This window comes from Hyphomonas sp. L-53-1-40 (genome assembly GCF_000682775.1).
In the GTDB taxonomy this organism is placed as follows: Bacteria; Pseudomonadota; Alphaproteobacteria; order Caulobacterales; family Hyphomonadaceae; genus Hyphomonas.
In genome coordinates, this window is the sequence record NZ_AWFI01000015.1 from 351028 (window position 1) to 365719 (window position 14692).

The window sequence follows — 14692 nt, forward strand, 5'->3', positions numbered from 1 at the left end:
TCGCGGTGCCTGATCAGGGGAAGGGAGGCTTGATGCGTCCCATGCGGCGCACTTCCCAGCGAAGCTTTACGCCCTGAGAGTCCCATACTAGCGCGCGAACAAGCTCGCCCAGCGCTTCGAGGTCTGCGGCTGTGGCATCGCCGGTATTGATCAGGAAGTTGCAGTGCTTTGGCGAAACCTGTGCGCCGCCGACCTTCAGGCCGCGGCAGCCCGCAGCGTCAATCAGTTTCCATGCGGACCGCTGGTTTGGCGTGCCGGGCGGGTCGGGGTTCGCAAACGTGGATCCGGATGTCTTGTCCTTGATCGGCTGCGTCTCCTCGATTTCTGCAAGGATCGCGTCCGGCGCGCCTGTGCCGCTGCCCTCCAGGGTCAGCTTGGTGACGATCAGGTCGTTGGGCAGGTCGCTGTGTCGATAGGAAAACTGCGCTTCCGGCAGGTTGCCGGCCCGGCCCGGCCCGCGATAGGCGATATGGGTGCCATCGCGCAGGTAGCCTTCAAGGCCGACCAGCACGTCCCGCAATTCCTGACCATAGCATCCGGCATTGGTGCGGGTCGCCCCGCCGAGTGATCCCGGAATGCCGGATAGAAATTCCAGCCCCTTGATACTGTTCCGGGCGGCGGTTTTGGCGACGGACAAGTCCAGTGCACCTGGCCGCGCCGTCAGGGTCAAATCGTCCCCGGCTTCCACACTCCCCCAGTATTTTCCCATCAGGCGGATGACGACGCCCTCGATGCCGCCATCGCGCACGATCACATTCGAGCCAACGCCGAGTACGGTCACCGGAATGGCCGGGTCGAGTGTTTTCAGGAAACCGGCAAGGTCGGCTTCGTCTTCGGGAAGGAACAGCCAGTCGGCCGGCCCGCCCACCCGGAACCAGGTATAGGGCGCGAGGTTCGCGTCCTTCAGCAGCTTGCCGCGAACAGGGGGAAGTGTCGTCATCATAGGGCCTAGGCGTTCGGGCACTTCCCCCTCCATGTCAAGCAGCGGGGGCGGAGGTCCGCTCACCATACCAGTCAATGTTGCGGGTCATGTACATGGTCAGTGCGATGGCCGCGAAACTTGCCAGAGCGCCCGCCAACAAGGCATGGCTCTCGGCCCGCATCAGCACATAGATCAGCGTGTAGATGCCGGACAGGATGGCCAGCGCGCGCAGGCCATAGAGCCGTGAGCGGAATACGCTGGCCGCATAGGCGGCGGTCAGCAGCACGGTCATGCTTGCGGCGATCAGGAAGGCTCCGTCAAAGCCGATACGCTCCGACATGGCGAGCAGCAGGATGTAGAAGATCGTCTGTGCCAGTCCGACCAAGACATATTGCGCGGGGTGGGCGCGTGCGGCGCTGGTCACTTCGAACAGGAAGTAGGCGAGGAAAACGAAGCCGACAAACATGACGGCATATTTCAACGCGCGCTCGACGCTCTGATAGGGATTGCCTTCCTTCATGAACCGGACAGCCATGTCGCGACGGTTCCATTCGGTCAGTTCGCCAAGGTCGAGATTGGCCCCTGCGCCGGCAATGCCGCGGGCCAGATAGGGCACGCGCCAATGCGCCTCGAAGCCTTCCGACTGGCCGTCGCCTCGCCGCCCTGGAAGCTGGGATCATTCCAATTGCTCACAAGGTCGACCCGCGTATCCTTTGCAAACGGCGCAATGGATAGGCGTTCGGCCCCGGACAGGCGCATATTGGAGGTCAGGGTGATCGGTGAAGTGGCAGTTTCGAGACCAGCAATATGGCCGCCCGCAAGGGTCACACCGGAGGGCGGCACAGGTTGATACTTGCCGGCATTGGACACGTAATAGGGCGTTGGTTCGATGGCCAAGTCCGTGCCATTCGCGGTGACGGTGATCGCATCCCGGATGCCGCGCGTGTCCGAGACCCCGAGATAGACCCTGGCATCCGACCAGATCGGGGTGGCGTCGTCGGGCAAGGCGGCGCGCAAGGCCGCCGGATCGAATACAGCGTCCATGCTGATCGTGGCATCGAAGACAGGGATGGCGTGAATGCCGCGGGTACGCATCTGAACATCCACATCGGCCGAGGCGGTGCCGGTATCGGCATAAGCGACCACATAGCCGTAAACCAGTTCATTGTGTCTTGGGCCGAGGGTGCGTGAATAGGGTACGGACAAGACCGGTCCCAGCACGGATTGTTGGCCTCCGACCATTTCACTGACGTCGGCAAGCGCGCGATCCGCGCCCATGCGGCGATCCTGGACCACGGAATGTATGAAGAGGGCGGGAATGGCCATCAGGAGGGCAAGTCCGCAGACGAGCAGCAATTTCAGGCCGACGGACCGTTGCGGCACAAGGCTCGCGAACGGCGATGGAGGTTGAGACGTATCGGTCATGTTTGGGGTCCCCAAAAAAAGATTGGAGACACGGTTTATGACCCGCTGGTCGCGGCGGAGGTGGGGCGCAGCCGGGGCCAGTCCAAGGTTACATTGCGGTCATCTTGTGACGTGGTTACCGGTTGGGCGATCCATCCTGATCCAGCTCGTCGGAAATCTCGTCAGCCGCATCAGACACTTCATTCGCAAATTCGGATGTTTCCTCGGGCAGATCTTCCAGCGTCGCGTCCATGCGCGCGCCAGCGCCTTCGAATGAGCCTTCCTGCAGATAGAACCAGCCGAGTGCGATCACGAATGCGACGCAGAGGAAAGCGATAATGGCGGTGAGCGTGCGGCCCATGATGAGTCTCCTTGAGAGTATTCTTCAGAGTGAACGCGGCGTTTACTACGAGGTTCCGATTTAGCGCTTTACCCGATCTATTTTACGAGGTGGAAAAGATCATCCACACAGTCTGCAATCGGTTGGCCAGCCGTATCGACTGTTCCTGAAATCTGGGGGTTCGGCTCCCAGATACGCTCGCGGCGTTCTTGAAGACTGGTAGGCAGCAAGCCGTCGATGCCCGTCTCACGAGTGCGCAGCCTCATGGCGGCTTCGTCTTCATTCGTACACACAATTTCGATCTCGATGACGCGCGTGCCTGTTTCCCGAGCGATGGCTCTCCAGCCCTCGCGTGCCGGTTCCACCGCATTAACGGCGTCGGCGATTACGTCTTTGCCTTCCAGAAGATGGCGCCGGGCATGGTCGTAGCCAATTTGGTATCCTTGCGCGCCGACATCAAAATCGCTGCTATTGACGTTGCGCAAATCCTGCTCGAATACGTCGACCCTGAGAAGGATAGCGCCTGAGAGGTCACTCAGGCCTTTCGCAAGCGTAGATTTTCCGGAGCCCGGCAAACCCGACAGCACGATGAGCCGGGCCAAAGGACTAGGCCTTCTGCGTGGTCAGGGCGCCGTGGCAATGCTTGTACTTCTTGCCGGAGCCGCACGGGCAGGGGGAGTTGCGGGGCGTGCTGGCCCAGCTTTCCTCTGCCTGGTGCAGGGCTGGTCCGGGCGGCGGCGTGTCGTCGCTCGACATCTCATTATGGCCCGTATCCGGATCAAGATGCGTTTCGCGCATTGGCGGAACAGGCGCCGGCGCTTGCGGCACAGGGCGGCGCTGTTGCGCTTGCTGTTTTTCTTCCGGTGTCTGAACCCGGATATGCATCAGTGAGCGGGTCACGGTCGCGCGCAACTCGTTCAGCAAATTGTAGAACAAGTTGAAGGCTTCTTCCTTGAACTCGTTCAGCGGGTCGCGCTGGCCGTAGGAGCGCAGATGGATCACTGACCGCAATTGGTCGATCATCTGGAGATGCTCGCGCCAACGCATGTCGAGGACCTGAAGCAGGATTTGTTTTTCAATCCGCTGCATCTGTTCAAGACCGACTTGCTCTGTGATCGCCTCATAGACTTTGGCGATTCCATTGTGGACGCGCTCGGCCACTTCCTGATTGGCAACGCCTTCTTCGGCGGCCCAATCCTTCACAGGCATGTCCACGGCAAAATCATTGCGCAGGGCTTCGGCCAGCCCATCCATGTCCCACTGCTCGGCATAGGCCTTTTCAGGCATCGTCCGTGAGATCAGGCCGTTGATTACGTCTTCGCGCATATCAATGATCGTGTCGGAGACATTCTCGGCGCGCATGAATTCCATGCGCTGCTCAAAGATGGCCTTACGCTGATCATTGATCACGTCATCATATTTGAGGACGTTCTTCCGGATCTCGAAATTGCGCTGTTCAATCTTCTTCTGCGACGTTTCCATCGCCTTGTTCATCCAGGGATGAGTGATGCCCTCATCTTCCTTGATGCCAAGGCGACGCATAACATTGTCCATCCGCTCTGCCGCAAAGATGCGCATGAGGTCGTCTTCGATGGAAATGTAGAATTTGGACTTGCCCGGATCACCCTGACGGCCTGTTCGGCCGCGCAACTGGTTGTCGATCCGGCGGCTCTCGTGACGCTCGGTACCCAGAACGTAAAGGCCACCGGCGTCGAGCGCACGCTTTTTCTTGACCTCAATATCGGCCTTGATCTGGCTGGTCAGCAGGGACAATTCGCCTTCGGTCAGTTCGCGGCCAAGCTTGGCTTCCTGTTCGGCCTTTTCCTGTTCGACGCGCATCTCGAAATTGCCGCCGAGTTGAATGTCGGTACCGCGTCCGGCCATATTGGTGGCAACGGTAATGGCGCCCGGCACACCGGCATTGGCCACGATCTGGGCTTCCTGCTCGTGGTGGCGCGCGTTCAGCACTTTGTGTGGAATCTTGGCGGTCGTCAGCAGGTTCGACAGGACTTCGGATTTTTCGATCGACGCCGTGCCGAGCAGGACCGGCTGACCCTTGGCATGACACTCGCGGACGTCCTTGACGATCTCGGCATATTTCGCACTTGCGGTGCGGTAGACGACATCATCCTCATCAATTCGCTGGATCGGCTTGTTCGTTGGCAGGTCGATGACACCGAGATTGTAGATATCGGCAAATTCGTCGGCCTCGGTCAGCGCGGTGCCCGTCATGCCGGCCAGTTTGTTGTAGAGACGGAAATAGTTCTGGAACGTAATCGACGCCAGGGTCTGGTTTTCCGGCTTGATGTCGACCTTTTCCTTGGCCTCGATGGCTTGGTGCAGGCCTTCTGACAGGCGGCGGCCTTCCATCATGCGACCCGTGAATTCGTCAATCAGCATAACCTGACTGTCTTTGACGATATAATCCTTGTCGCGCGCATACAGTTTGTGAGCGCGTAATGCCTGATTGGCATGGTGGACGATGGAAATGTTCGCCGGCTCCCACATGGAGCCTTCCAGCGTGCCGGACTCGGTCAACCAGCCTTCGATCTTTTCCGTGCCGGTTTCAGTATACGTGACCGAGCGTTGTTTTTCGTCGAGTTCGTAATCCTCATCCGTCAGGCGCGGCATCAGGGCATCCAGCGCCATATAGAGTTCCGACCGATCATCGGTCGGGCCGGAGATGATCAGCGGCGTACGCGCTTCATCGATCAGGATGGAGTCGACTTCGTCAACGATGGCAAAATGGTGCTCGCGCTGGGCCATCTGGTCCAGCGAGTATTTCATATTGTCGCGCAGATAGTCGAATCCGAACTCGTTGTTCGTGCCGTAGGTAATGTCAGACGCGTATGCCTTGCGGCGCTCCTCGTCGGAAATGCCATGAACAATGATGCCGGTCGACATGCCAAGGAAGCCATAGACCTGGCTCATCCATTCGGCGTCGCGCTTGGCGAGATAGTCGTTCACTGTGATCACGTGAACGCCCTTGCCCTCAAGTGCGTTCAGGTAAACCGCCAGCGTCGCGACCAGCGTTTTACCCTCACCCGTGCGCATCTCGGCGATATTGCCGGAGTGCAGCACCATGCCGCCCATCAACTGAACGTCGAAATGGCGCATGCCGAGCGAGCGTCGTGCGCCTTCGCGGACAACCGCAAAGGCTTCTTCAAGCAGGCTGTCGAGTGTGGCGCCATCGGCGAGGCGTTTGCGGAATTCGTCCGTCTTGCCGCGTAGGGCTTCGTCGGAGAGCGCCTCCATCATCGGCTCGAGCGCGTTGATCCGGTTGACGCGCGCGTGCAGCGGCTTCAGCTTGCGATCATTAACTGAACCGAAAATCTTGCGGGCAACAGAAAGCATATCAGGTAGCACCAATTGATCTGGGGCGACAAAACTCTAATCCTGACAGCGGAACCGGCAGAATATTTGTGGGTTCTCCCACAGCACACTCGCTGGCTGAAACCCCTCGACCAGCGTTCGGGTCAGACTTAAGAACGCCGCATTGGGGTGTCAATGCAGCGCCCTCAGCCTAAAGGAGACTTTACCGTGCTGCTTATGAAGCCCTTTCCCCGCGCTTTGCCTGCACTGCTTGCCGCTTCCGCGCTTTTATTGGTCCCCGCCTGCAACCGGCCAGTCGAAGAAGAACCCGTCATTCAGGTCGAGGCCGCAGCTGCCGTCACGGTGAATGGCGATCCGATTTATGTCAGCGAAGTTGAGCTGGAGGCCGTTGCGCGCGGCCTGATTTCACCGGGCGACGCGTTCGGCCCCGGCGACGAAAACTATGATCTGGTCCTGGACCAGCTGATCGACCAGAAATTGATGGCACAAGAGGCGCTGAACCGCCGGCTCGACAAGGGCGCCGCAGCAGAGCGCCGGCTTGAAGTTGCCCGCGAGCGTATTCTCGGAAATCTGCTCGTGGAGAGCCTGGTTGCGTCTGAAGTGAACGAGGACAGCATCGAGGCCATGTACAAGGAGCAGGTCGCCCTGCAGCAGGAGGACGACGAAGTCTCGATCGCGCATATCTTGGTTGAAACCGAGGAAGAGGCCCGGGCACTTCATCAGCAAATTCAGGACGGCGCCACATTTGAAAGCCTCGTCGTCTCCAACTCGCTCGATACCACCACGCGCATGGAGAATGGGGGCCTGGGCTATGTCGCGCCAAATAATATGGCAGATCCGTTCCCGGTCGTGATCGCCAACACAAAGGTCGGCGAAGTCTCTGAACCCTTCCTGTCTGCCGATGGCTGGCACCTGTTGAAGGTGAAGGATCGCCGGACCAGCCCACCCAAGACCCGCGCCGAGATGCGGCCGGAGATCGTGACCTTCCTGACGCTCAACCAGGTCAGCAAGATCCTGCGGCGCCTGCGCACCGAAGCGCAGATCGAAAAGGGCGAGAAATCGACAAACATTGTCCCGGATGCCGCACTTTCGCTTGAAAGCGACGGCGATCTCCTCAAAGAGCAGCCCGCATCTGATGAACAAGGACGTGAACTTTGAAACTGACCCCATCTCCCTTCGCCCCGGCTCGCTTTCCAGACCTGCCGGTCGTCAAGGGTGTGCGCGCGGCCACCGGTTCGCGCGGCTTCTATGCGGCACGTGGCATGACGCGCGATGATGTGTTCCTCTTCAGCTTTGAGGAAGGTACCCACTGCGCCGGCGTGTACACGCTGTCTCATACCGCGTCGGCGGATGTCATCTGGTGTCGGGAGGCCTTGAAGTCAGGTGCCGGCAAGGCCCGGGCCTTGATCGCCAATTCGGGCAACTCGAATGCCTTCACCGGTGCCAAGGGTGTGCTCAAGAACGAGGCCACCCTCAAGGCGCTGACCGATACGCTGGGCGTGGAAAAACAGGAATGTTTCCTCGCGGCGACCGGCGTGATTGGCGAACCCTTGCCAGACCCGAACTACGTCGGCGCGTTCGTGCCCGATCTTGCGGGCAAGCTTTCGGCTCCTGACTGGGAAGCCGCGGCCCGCGCCTTCATGACGACTGATACATTTCCCAAGGGTGCAGGGCTTGCGACCAAGATCGACGGCGTGGACGTCAATCTGGCCGGTATCGCCAAGGGCTCGGGCATGATCGCGCCCAACATGGCGACCATGCTGGCCTATGTTTTCACCGACGCCGCCATCGCGCCAGACCTGCTGCAAGGTCTGCTGCAAGAGGTAACGAACCAGACCTTCAACAACATCACGGTGGATGGCGACACGTCGACATCCGACACACTGATGGTATTCGCCACTGGCGCCAACGGCATGGCCGAGATCGCCACACGGGACGATCCCCGTTTCGCCGAATTCGCCACCGCCTTGAAGCAGGTCTGCCTCGACCTCTCCCACCTCATCGTCAAGGACGGGGAAGGGGCCAGCAAGTTCGTGACAATCACGGTCGAAGGCGCAGTGTCGGAAACCTCCGCAAAGGTGGTCGCCTGTTCGATTGCCAACTCGCCCCTCATAAAAACGGCCATGGCTGCCGGAGACGCCAATTGGGGACGGATCGTGATGGCCGTTGGCAAATCGCTTGAGCCGATAGACATGGATCAGCTCGCCATATGGTTTGATGATGTCCAGGTTGCCTCTGCGGGCGGGCGCATGCCGGACTATAGCGAAGCAGCCGCCGGCGGGGTATTTGCCCAGCCGGAATTCACCATCCGTGTCCACCTCGGCGCGGGCGAGGCGTCTGCCACGGTCTGGACCTGCGACCTGACGCATGGCTATGTGGACATCAACGGAGCCTATCGTACATGACGCGTAGAATGGTGCTTGTGGTCGCCGCTGCGCTCTATGATGCCGAAGGCCGTATCCTGCTGGCTCAACGCCCCGCTGGCAAACCGATGGCGGGCCTCTGGGAGTTCCCGGGCGGAAAGGTCGAGACAGGTGAGACGCCAGAGCGGGCGCTGGTGCGGGAATTACAGGAAGAACTCTCCATCATGGTGGACGAGACCTCTCTGAAACCGATCACTTTTGCCAGTCATGCTTATCCAGATTTTCACCTTTTAATGCCATTGTTCTCAACGGAGAGTTGGGAAGGCGAGCTTTCGCCCAGGGAAGGACAGGCCTTGGCCTGGGTCAGATCATCGGACCTTCATCTCTATCCGGCGCCTGCGGCAGACATTCCCCTGTTTGACGTGCTCTCGGGTAACTAGACAGACTCGGAGCGAACATGATGGCCTCGAATACAATGATAAGCCGCTTCCTGCGTGACGATACGGGCGCAACAGCCGTGGAATACGGACTTCTGGTAGGACTGATCGCCGTTGCGATCATGGGCGGCCTCGTGGCCGTGGCCACATCCATCAACCAGACATTCACAACCGTTGAAACGGAAATGTCCTGACCGATCACTTGTCTGGTCTTGCGACCAGACGTCAGGAAGATTTGTGATTTCGTATAGCGTCGGCGAGGCTGACCCTGGCGCTTCCGGGTTTTAGCGGTTTGGGTTGGGAATCTGCCGGGCTCCAGCCAGACATATGCACCACTTCAAATGTTGCGCGCACACGCCCGTCTGGATCGCTATGGTCATTTGCGTAGATTTCCATGGCACGCATCAGCACACGGCGCGGCAGGGGCCGCATTGTCCCGGCTGCGAATGCCGCCCGCTCGCCCATACCTTTCAAATCGGCTAGCAAGCCCATCGGTGATCCGTACCGGACCACAACCTGATCGCGATCAACGACTGGCAGGGCAAAGCCTGCCCGCTGCATCAGGCTTGCCATATCGCGCAGGCCGGGCAGGGGGGAGACACGTGCCGCGACGCCGCCGGTCAGTTCCGTCTCCGCCTCCATCAGGCTGGCTCGCAACTCACTCAGCGTGCCCGCACCGAACAGCGCGCCGAGAAACAGGCCATCCGGTTTCAGCGCCTGACGAATTTGCACCAGCGCACCGGGCAAATCATTCACCCAATGAAGGGACAGGGCCGACACGATCAGGTCCAGGCTGGCCTGTGGAAATGGCAGGCCCTCTTCATCCACCTGCTCTGCGTTCAGACCGCCGGCCCGGCTGAGCGCCACCATGCCGCTGGATATATCCCCGGCTTCGACAGACCCGACCTGGTCGCTGGCCTGAAGCAGTTTGGCGAGTTGGCCATCATGTGCGCCGAGATCAAAGGCGCGATCAAAGGAATGAGACGTATCCGCCAACCGGTCCGCGATATCGCTCGACACGCGCGCTTTCAGGAAGTCATATTCTTTGAAACTGGCTGCGGCCCGGCTGCGATTACGGGCCACCCGTTCGCGGTCGAACAGGCGGGGCGGCGCAGAATTCGGGGGGACCGGGGAAGGCATGAGCAGCGATATGGACCACCCGGCCCGCATGGCAAAGGGGCTAATGCGCGGCGCGGCTGAATTTCTCTGGCCCCAACGCTCCCTCGTCAGTGGCCAGCGCGGCGCAGGCAAGGGGCCGCTCTCGCCGTCCGAATTCGCCGCCATCGGGTTCCTTTCCGATCCTGTCTGCGAAAGCTGTGGCCGGCCAATGGAGCTGGACCTTGGGCCAGGGGCGCAATGTGCGCCCTGTATCGCCCGCCCGCCGCGTTGGGACCGGGCTCGCGCGGCGCTCGTCTATGAGGCCGCCACTTGACCTCAAACGATCCGGCCGCCGGGACGGGCTGCATGTCATGACCGGCTGGATGCACCGGGCGGGGGGGCAACTGGTCGCCGAAGCCGATCTGATCGTGCCCGTGCCGCTGCACTATACGCGCCTTGTCAGCCGGGGCTTCAACCAGTCAGCCTGGCTGGCACAGGGTATTGCCCGCCGTGCCGGCCTGTCCTGCCGCGTCGATGTCCTGAAACGCCGCCGCCGCACGCCCACTCAGGGTGGGCTCAGCGCGAAGGCTCGCCGTCGCAATGTGGCGGGGGCATTCAAAGTCTCTGACCGCGCTGCAACCCATGTGCACGACAAGCGTATCCTGCTGGTGGATGATGTCCTGACGACGGGTGCGACCCTGTCTGCCTGCACGCGTGCCCTGAAACAGGCAGGCGCGCGACAAGTCGACGTGCTGGTGCTTGCGCGCGTTGTGCGGGAAACGGATGTCACCATATAAAACCGGAAGAAACTATTCAGGAGCCCCTCAATGGCTGATGTCACAATCTATACGCGCCAGTTCTGTCCTTACTGCACGCGCGCTGTCTCCCTGCTGAAATCCAAGAACGTCAATTTCAATGAAATCGACGCCGGAATGGATGCGCAGAAAAAAGCCGAAATGGTCGAACGGTCTGGGGGCGGTCGCACCTTCCCGCAGATTTTTATCGGCGACAAACATGTTGGCGGCTGTGATGACATGATGGCACTGGAAAAGGCCGGGAAGCTGGATTCCCTGCTCGGCGCATAATCCGGGGCAGCCATGATCCGTTACGCGCTCATCTGTTCTGATTGCGACCATGACTTCGAGGCATGGTTTGCGTCGTCTTCGGCGTTTGACGACCAGTCCAGCCGGGGCCTTGTCAGCTGTGCGATGTGCGGCGGCGAGAATGTGGTCAAACAGATCATGGCGCCGTCTGTGCGCACATCCGACGGTCGCAAGGCCGCGCCGGATGAGGCGGCGATGGCGCGGGAATTCCTTGCGAAGGCACGCGACCATGTCTCGCGTAACTTCGACTATGTCGGCGACAGCTTCGCAGACGAGGCGCGTTCGATGTTCTATGGCGAGACCGACAACCGGCCGATCTGGGGCGAAACCTCTGCCGAAGAATCCGAAGCCCTGCGTGAGGAGGGCATCCCCGCAGCGCCCTTGCCACGGGCAATGACGCCCAAGCGGCCCAAATCGAACAAGCAACTAAACTGAACTGGAGCGCTTTGACGCGCTTGACCCTGCTTCGCCCTGATATATTACGCAGGTCACAAGGTTTTTGACGGGGAGTGCCCTAAATGGCTGCCAGTGAATATCATCGTGGAGACATGGACATCAGCGCCCAGAAGGCGACTTGGGATGGTTTCATGGTGGGAAGCATCTGGGGCAGCCTGCTCATCATCCTGACCGTCGGCTATGCAACGCTCGCCGTTGCCATTGGCATGAACTGGATGATTGCCCTCGGCCTGATGACCGTATTCGGCATTGTCTCCGGTCTGGTCATGAATTTGGGTGGCCGCTGGATGGCCACTGTCGTGCTGATGGTGGTGCTGGCCTTGGTCGTCCAGCTGTTCATCGCACTGTTCGGACTCGTCCTTTAGAACACTCAGACCGACAGGTTTTCCGGTTCCTTGCAATCGGCGCATGTCGCGATGGCCGGATCAGCCTTGAGCCGTGTCAGCGGGATTCTGGCGTCACATCCTGTGCATAGGCCATAGCGCCCCGCTTCCATGCGGGCGAGGGCGGATTCGATCCGGGCCAACTGTTCTGCGTATTTCTCAAGGGAACCGGGCGGGCGCCGGATTCCGTCAGCGCCTGCGTCTACTGTCAGGCGATCCAGTCCTGAAAGGGGAGGCATCGTCTTCATCTGGGATGATGCTGCGACTCCTTTAAGGGCTTGGCAAGGCGTTTCGGGCGATTGAGGGTAATCCATATCGACAAACACTAACGACCTGACGTCGATTGCCTACAAGGACGCCATGCCGATGCCCTCATCGCCCCTGATCATGACCTCTGTCACCAAGCGGTTTGGGACATTTACCGCCGTGGACAACCTGTCCCTTGAAGTGCCGGACGGCCAGATCATCGGCTTTCTCGGCCCGAACGGCGCTGGCAAATCGACCAGCTTGCGCATGGGCCTCGGGATCATGGAGCCGGATTCAGGCGAAGTGGAACTGTTCGGCGCGCGGCCGAATGTCCGCGCGCTTCAGCAGGTTGGTTTCCTCCCGGAAGAACGCGGCCTCTACAAGAAGATGACCGCGCGCGACACGATCAGCCATTTTGCGCGCCTGAAGGGCCTGTCAGCGCATGATGCACGGGCGCGCGCTGACGAACTGCTCAGCGCGGCGGGCCTTGAGGAATTCAGCCGCGCGCGCATCTCGAAATTGTCCAAAGGCATGGCCCAGAAGGTCCAGATCCTGTCCACGCTGGCGCACCGGCCCAAATTCCTGATCCTGGATGAGCCCTTTTCAGGCCTTGATCCGGTCAACCAGCAAGCCCTTGAAGATCTTGTCCGTGCCGAGCATGCACGCGGCGCGACCATCCTGTTCTCCACCCATGTCATGGAACATGCCGAACGTCTCTGCGACCGCATCGTGATGATGGCGCGGGGGCGCAAGGTTCTGGACGGAACGCTGAAGGAGGCCTTTGCCACGCTGGGGCAGGGGGCACGGATTTCCGTCGAGAACGGGTTTGATCTGTCGAGCGCACTCGGCCCGAAAGGGTTCGAGGCGGTCCGCACGACTGATGCCGGACAGGGCGAAACCTGGCGGATCGATCTGCCGCCGGGCCGGGAGGCGCAGGACGCCTTGCGCGCCGCAATTGAGGCAGGCGCACCGATTACCGGCTTTGCGCCCGAAGAGGCCCGCCTGCGCGACGTGTTCGTGTCGCTGGTGGGCGAGGCAGATGCAGCCGCTCTGGCCGCGTCGCTTGCAGAAGATGAGGCCGCCTGATGCGCAACATATTGCTGATCTTTCGCCGGGACTATCTTGGCTATGTAAAGGCCTGGGGCTTCTGGCTGAGCCTGGCGGCTGTGCCGCTCTTCATGATCATCGGTGCGGCGCTGGCCAGTTTTGCGGCGCAATCCTCGCCGGTGCGTTACTATGCCGTCATCGAGCCGGGCGGCATCTATGCAGAGGCGATTGAAGCCGAGTTCCAGCGCCGGGAAATGGCCAATGCGGAACGTACGAGCGAACTTGCCGAACAGCTGGACCTGCCCGTCATGAGCGAGGGTGAAGCCCGCGCCGCCGCCGAAGGAGCCAGCATTGCCAGCCGGAAATTTATCCCGGTGCCCGCGCCCGCCGATTCCATTGACGGATTGCGACCCTATCTGCTCGGCGAAAAAACTGTCTCCGGCCCGCTGGGCGACAAGCCGCTCTTTGCGGCCTTCGTGCTGGCCGAGGATGGCAGCGAACTCGAATATTGGAGCGATGACGTCAATGTCGACCAGCTGCGCTATCTCGCTCAGGATGCCATGCTGCGCCTTGCCCGCCGCGATGCGCTCAACGAAGCCGGGCTTGGCGAAGACTTCCTGCAGAACGTGGATGATGCGGCCTTTGACGTGCCCGCACGTCGCATTCGCACGGTTGAGGAACAGGATGCCGCCGGCGCCGAAGTGACGATGGCCGACCGCGCGCCTATGTTCGTTGCGGGCGGGCTCGCCTATTTCCTTTGGCTTATGGTGTTCTCGATCATCCAGTATTTGTTGATGGGCACGATCGAGGAGCGCTCGAACAAGATTTTCGACACGTTGCTGACCTCGGTAAAGCTGCCGGAATTGCTGGCAGGCAAGATGCTCGCCGTGTTCGCGGTCACCTCCACCATGATGCTGTCCTGGGGCCTGTTTGCCTTTGCGGGCGGCACATTGGTCGCGACACAGATTCCGGGTGTTGGCAGCATTATCGAGCCATTCCTGGCGACGCTTGCCAATCCGGCCATCATCGTGCCGGGCCTGATCAGCTTCATTCTCGGCTATATCATGTACGGCATGATCTTCATGGCGCTCGGCTCGCTCTGCGACACGATTCAGGAAGCGCAAACGCTCCTTAGCCCGATGATGATCCTGCTCATGCTGCCCATGTTCGCGATCTTCATCGCTTTTCAGGATCCGGGCTCTCCATTGGTCGACATTGCCTCATGGATCCCGTTCTTCACGCCCTTCCTGTTGATCCTGCGCATGCCGCATGATCCGCCCCTCTGGGAAGTGCTGGCCCAGATGGGTCTGATGGCGGCCTTTGCGCTGCTGATCCTCTGGCTGTCGACCAAGGTCTACCGCGCCGGAGCGGTCCACGGCGCCGGCATCGGCGACATGGGCGGCATGCTCAAGCGGATGGTCGGCCTGAAAGGGAAGGCGGCTTGAAGGCGAACTTGATCGGTCGTAACTAGGTCGCTCTGGATTTTTTTGAAGTGGTCAGCGTGAAGTCTGTATTCTCAAAGCTGATTTACTCGCTCGGCGTAGTTGCGCTGTGCCTGAT

General features: G+C 60.3%; 17 protein-coding genes and 1 pseudogene. 11 read left to right on the forward strand and 7 right to left on the reverse strand.

What is annotated here, in order from left to right; translation table 11 throughout:
* Positions 1-13: 13 nt before the first annotated feature.
* The 5 genes and pseudogenes from murB to secA form a co-directional block, all read right to left on the reverse strand.
* Positions 14-940 carry a UDP-N-acetylmuramate dehydrogenase gene (gene murB, locus L53_RS10830; RefSeq protein WP_084333363.1) on the reverse strand — a complete coding sequence of 309 codons (927 nt, stop codon included), beginning with the start codon at positions 938-940 and terminating at the stop codon, positions 14-16.
* Positions 941-977: 37 nt separating this feature from the next.
* Positions 978-2347 (reverse strand): annotated as a pseudogene (gene creD / locus L53_RS17650) (cell envelope integrity protein CreD).
* Between the two features lie 115 nt (positions 2348-2462).
* The gene (locus L53_RS10840; protein ID WP_034815061.1) at positions 2463-2687 is read right to left on the reverse strand and encodes a hypothetical protein; all 225 of its coding nucleotides are present in this window, start codon (positions 2685-2687) and stop codon (positions 2463-2465) included.
* A 77-nt stretch (positions 2688-2764) separates the two neighbouring features.
* Positions 2765-3268 carry an AAA family ATPase gene (locus tag L53_RS10845; protein ID WP_034815063.1) on the reverse strand — a complete coding sequence of 168 codons (504 nt, stop codon included), beginning with the start codon at positions 3266-3268 and terminating at the stop codon, positions 2765-2767.
* A 4-nt stretch (positions 3269-3272) separates the two neighbouring features.
* Positions 3273-6020, reverse strand: coding sequence for a preprotein translocase subunit SecA (gene secA / locus L53_RS10850; RefSeq protein ID WP_034815291.1), 2748 nt, complete (start codon positions 6018-6020; stop codon positions 3273-3275).
* Between the two features lie 195 nt (positions 6021-6215).
* Between secA and L53_RS10855 the strand changes: the two genes are divergently transcribed.
* From L53_RS10855 to L53_RS16840, 4 genes are read left to right on the forward strand one after another with little or no spacing between them, the layout of a single operon-like run.
* Positions 6216-7157: a peptidylprolyl isomerase gene (locus tag L53_RS10855; RefSeq protein WP_051607846.1), complete on the forward strand. Its 942-nt coding sequence runs from the start codon at positions 6216-6218 to the stop codon at positions 7155-7157.
* Positions 7154-8404 (forward strand): bifunctional glutamate N-acetyltransferase/amino-acid acetyltransferase ArgJ, encoded by a 1251-nt coding sequence (argJ, locus tag L53_RS10860; RefSeq protein ID WP_034815066.1) that lies wholly within the window; start codon positions 7154-7156, stop codon positions 8402-8404. Before L53_RS10855 ends, argJ begins: the two co-directional genes overlap by 4 nt.
* Entirely contained in the window at positions 8401-8802 is a 402-nt protein-coding gene (locus L53_RS10865; RefSeq protein WP_034815068.1) for a (deoxy)nucleoside triphosphate pyrophosphohydrolase, read from the forward strand. Before argJ ends, L53_RS10865 begins: the two co-directional genes overlap by 4 nt.
* Positions 8803-8819: 17 nt before the next feature.
* Positions 8820-8993: a Flp family type IVb pilin gene (locus L53_RS16840; RefSeq protein WP_233347747.1), complete on the forward strand. Its 174-nt coding sequence runs from the start codon at positions 8820-8822 to the stop codon at positions 8991-8993.
* Between the two features lie 31 nt (positions 8994-9024).
* Here the strand turns inward: L53_RS16840 and L53_RS10870 are convergent, their stop codons facing one another.
* On the reverse strand, positions 9025-9939 hold the full coding sequence (locus L53_RS10870) for a methyltransferase domain-containing protein (protein WP_034815071.1): 915 nt from the start codon (positions 9937-9939) through the stop codon (positions 9025-9027).
* Here L53_RS10870 and L53_RS17370 point away from each other — a divergent pair.
* The 5 genes from L53_RS17370 to L53_RS10890 all read left to right on the forward strand — a co-directional run bounded on the left by L53_RS17370 (position 9938) and on the right by L53_RS10890 (position 11821).
* A complete protein-coding gene (locus L53_RS17370) occupies positions 9938-10231 on the forward strand; it encodes a hypothetical protein (protein ID WP_233347749.1) in 294 nt (97 codons plus the stop codon). The two genes, L53_RS10870 and L53_RS17370, sit on opposite strands and share 2 nt — an antisense overlap.
* Positions 10215-10694, forward strand: a complete 480-nt coding sequence (locus tag L53_RS17375) for a ComF family protein (protein ID WP_233347751.1) — start codon at positions 10215-10217, stop codon at positions 10692-10694. The genes L53_RS17370 and L53_RS17375 overlap by 17 nt, the downstream gene beginning before the upstream one ends.
* Before the next feature lie 30 nt (positions 10695-10724).
* Complete coding sequence (gene grxC / locus L53_RS10880; RefSeq protein WP_034815073.1) at positions 10725-10982, forward strand: glutaredoxin 3; 258 nt, start codon at positions 10725-10727, stop codon at positions 10980-10982.
* 12 nt (positions 10983-10994) lie between these two features.
* Complete coding sequence (locus tag L53_RS10885; protein WP_034815074.1) at positions 10995-11435, forward strand: DUF1178 family protein; 441 nt, start codon at positions 10995-10997, stop codon at positions 11433-11435.
* A gap of 83 nt (positions 11436-11518) precedes the next feature.
* Positions 11519-11821, forward strand: a complete 303-nt coding sequence (locus L53_RS10890; protein ID WP_034815077.1) for an aa3-type cytochrome c oxidase subunit IV — start codon at positions 11519-11521, stop codon at positions 11819-11821.
* Positions 11822-11826: 5 nt separating this feature from the next.
* Here the strand turns inward: L53_RS10890 and L53_RS10895 are convergent, their stop codons facing one another.
* Complete coding sequence (locus tag L53_RS10895) at positions 11827-12087, reverse strand: hypothetical protein (RefSeq protein ID WP_156947890.1); 261 nt, start codon at positions 12085-12087, stop codon at positions 11827-11829.
* Between the two features lie 118 nt (positions 12088-12205).
* On the opposite strand from L53_RS10895, the gene L53_RS10900 reads away from it, so the two are divergent.
* Positions 12206-13171: an ABC transporter ATP-binding protein gene (locus L53_RS10900; protein WP_034815296.1), complete on the forward strand. Its 966-nt coding sequence runs from the start codon at positions 12206-12208 to the stop codon at positions 13169-13171.
* A complete protein-coding gene (locus L53_RS10905; RefSeq protein ID WP_034815081.1) occupies positions 13171-14577 on the forward strand; it encodes an ABC transporter permease in 1407 nt (468 codons plus the stop codon). The genes L53_RS10900 and L53_RS10905 overlap by 1 nt, the downstream gene beginning before the upstream one ends.
* The last annotated feature ends 115 nt before the right edge of the window (positions 14578-14692 follow it).

Bases quoted from the DNA above. Each gene is read 5' to 3' on its own strand.
- murB (WP_084333363.1), bottom strand. From the start codon at position 940: ATGACGACACTTCCCCCTGTTCGCGGCAAGCTGCTGAAGGACGCGAAC.
- L53_RS10840 (WP_034815061.1), bottom strand. From the start codon at position 2,687: ATGGGCCGCACGCTCACCGCCATTATCGCTTTCCTCTGCGTCGCATTC.
- secA (WP_034815291.1), bottom strand. From the start codon at position 6,020: ATGCTTTCTGTTGCCCGCAAGATTTTCGGTTCAGTTAATGATCGCAAG.
- L53_RS10855 (WP_051607846.1), top strand. From the start codon at position 6,216: ATGAAGCCCTTTCCCCGCGCTTTGCCTGCACTGCTTGCCGCTTCCGCG.
- L53_RS10865 (WP_034815068.1), top strand. From the start codon at position 8,401: ATGACGCGTAGAATGGTGCTTGTGGTCGCCGCTGCGCTCTATGATGCC.
- L53_RS16840 (WP_233347747.1), top strand. From the start codon at position 8,820: ATGATGGCCTCGAATACAATGATAAGCCGCTTCCTGCGTGACGATACG.
- L53_RS17370 (WP_233347749.1), top strand. From the start codon at position 9,938: ATGAGCAGCGATATGGACCACCCGGCCCGCATGGCAAAGGGGCTAATG.
- L53_RS10870 (WP_034815071.1), bottom strand. From the start codon at position 9,939: ATGCCTTCCCCGGTCCCCCCGAATTCTGCGCCGCCCCGCCTGTTCGAC.
- L53_RS17375 (WP_233347751.1), top strand. From the start codon at position 10,215: ATGAGGCCGCCACTTGACCTCAAACGATCCGGCCGCCGGGACGGGCTG.
- grxC (WP_034815073.1), top strand. From the start codon at position 10,725: ATGGCTGATGTCACAATCTATACGCGCCAGTTCTGTCCTTACTGCACG.
- L53_RS10885 (WP_034815074.1), top strand. From the start codon at position 10,995: ATGATCCGTTACGCGCTCATCTGTTCTGATTGCGACCATGACTTCGAG.
- L53_RS10890 (WP_034815077.1), top strand. From the start codon at position 11,519: ATGGCTGCCAGTGAATATCATCGTGGAGACATGGACATCAGCGCCCAG.
- L53_RS10895 (WP_156947890.1), bottom strand. From the start codon at position 12,087: ATGAAGACGATGCCTCCCCTTTCAGGACTGGATCGCCTGACAGTAGAC.
- L53_RS10900 (WP_034815296.1), top strand. From the start codon at position 12,206: ATGCCCTCATCGCCCCTGATCATGACCTCTGTCACCAAGCGGTTTGGG.
- L53_RS10905 (WP_034815081.1), top strand. From the start codon at position 13,171: ATGCGCAACATATTGCTGATCTTTCGCCGGGACTATCTTGGCTATGTA.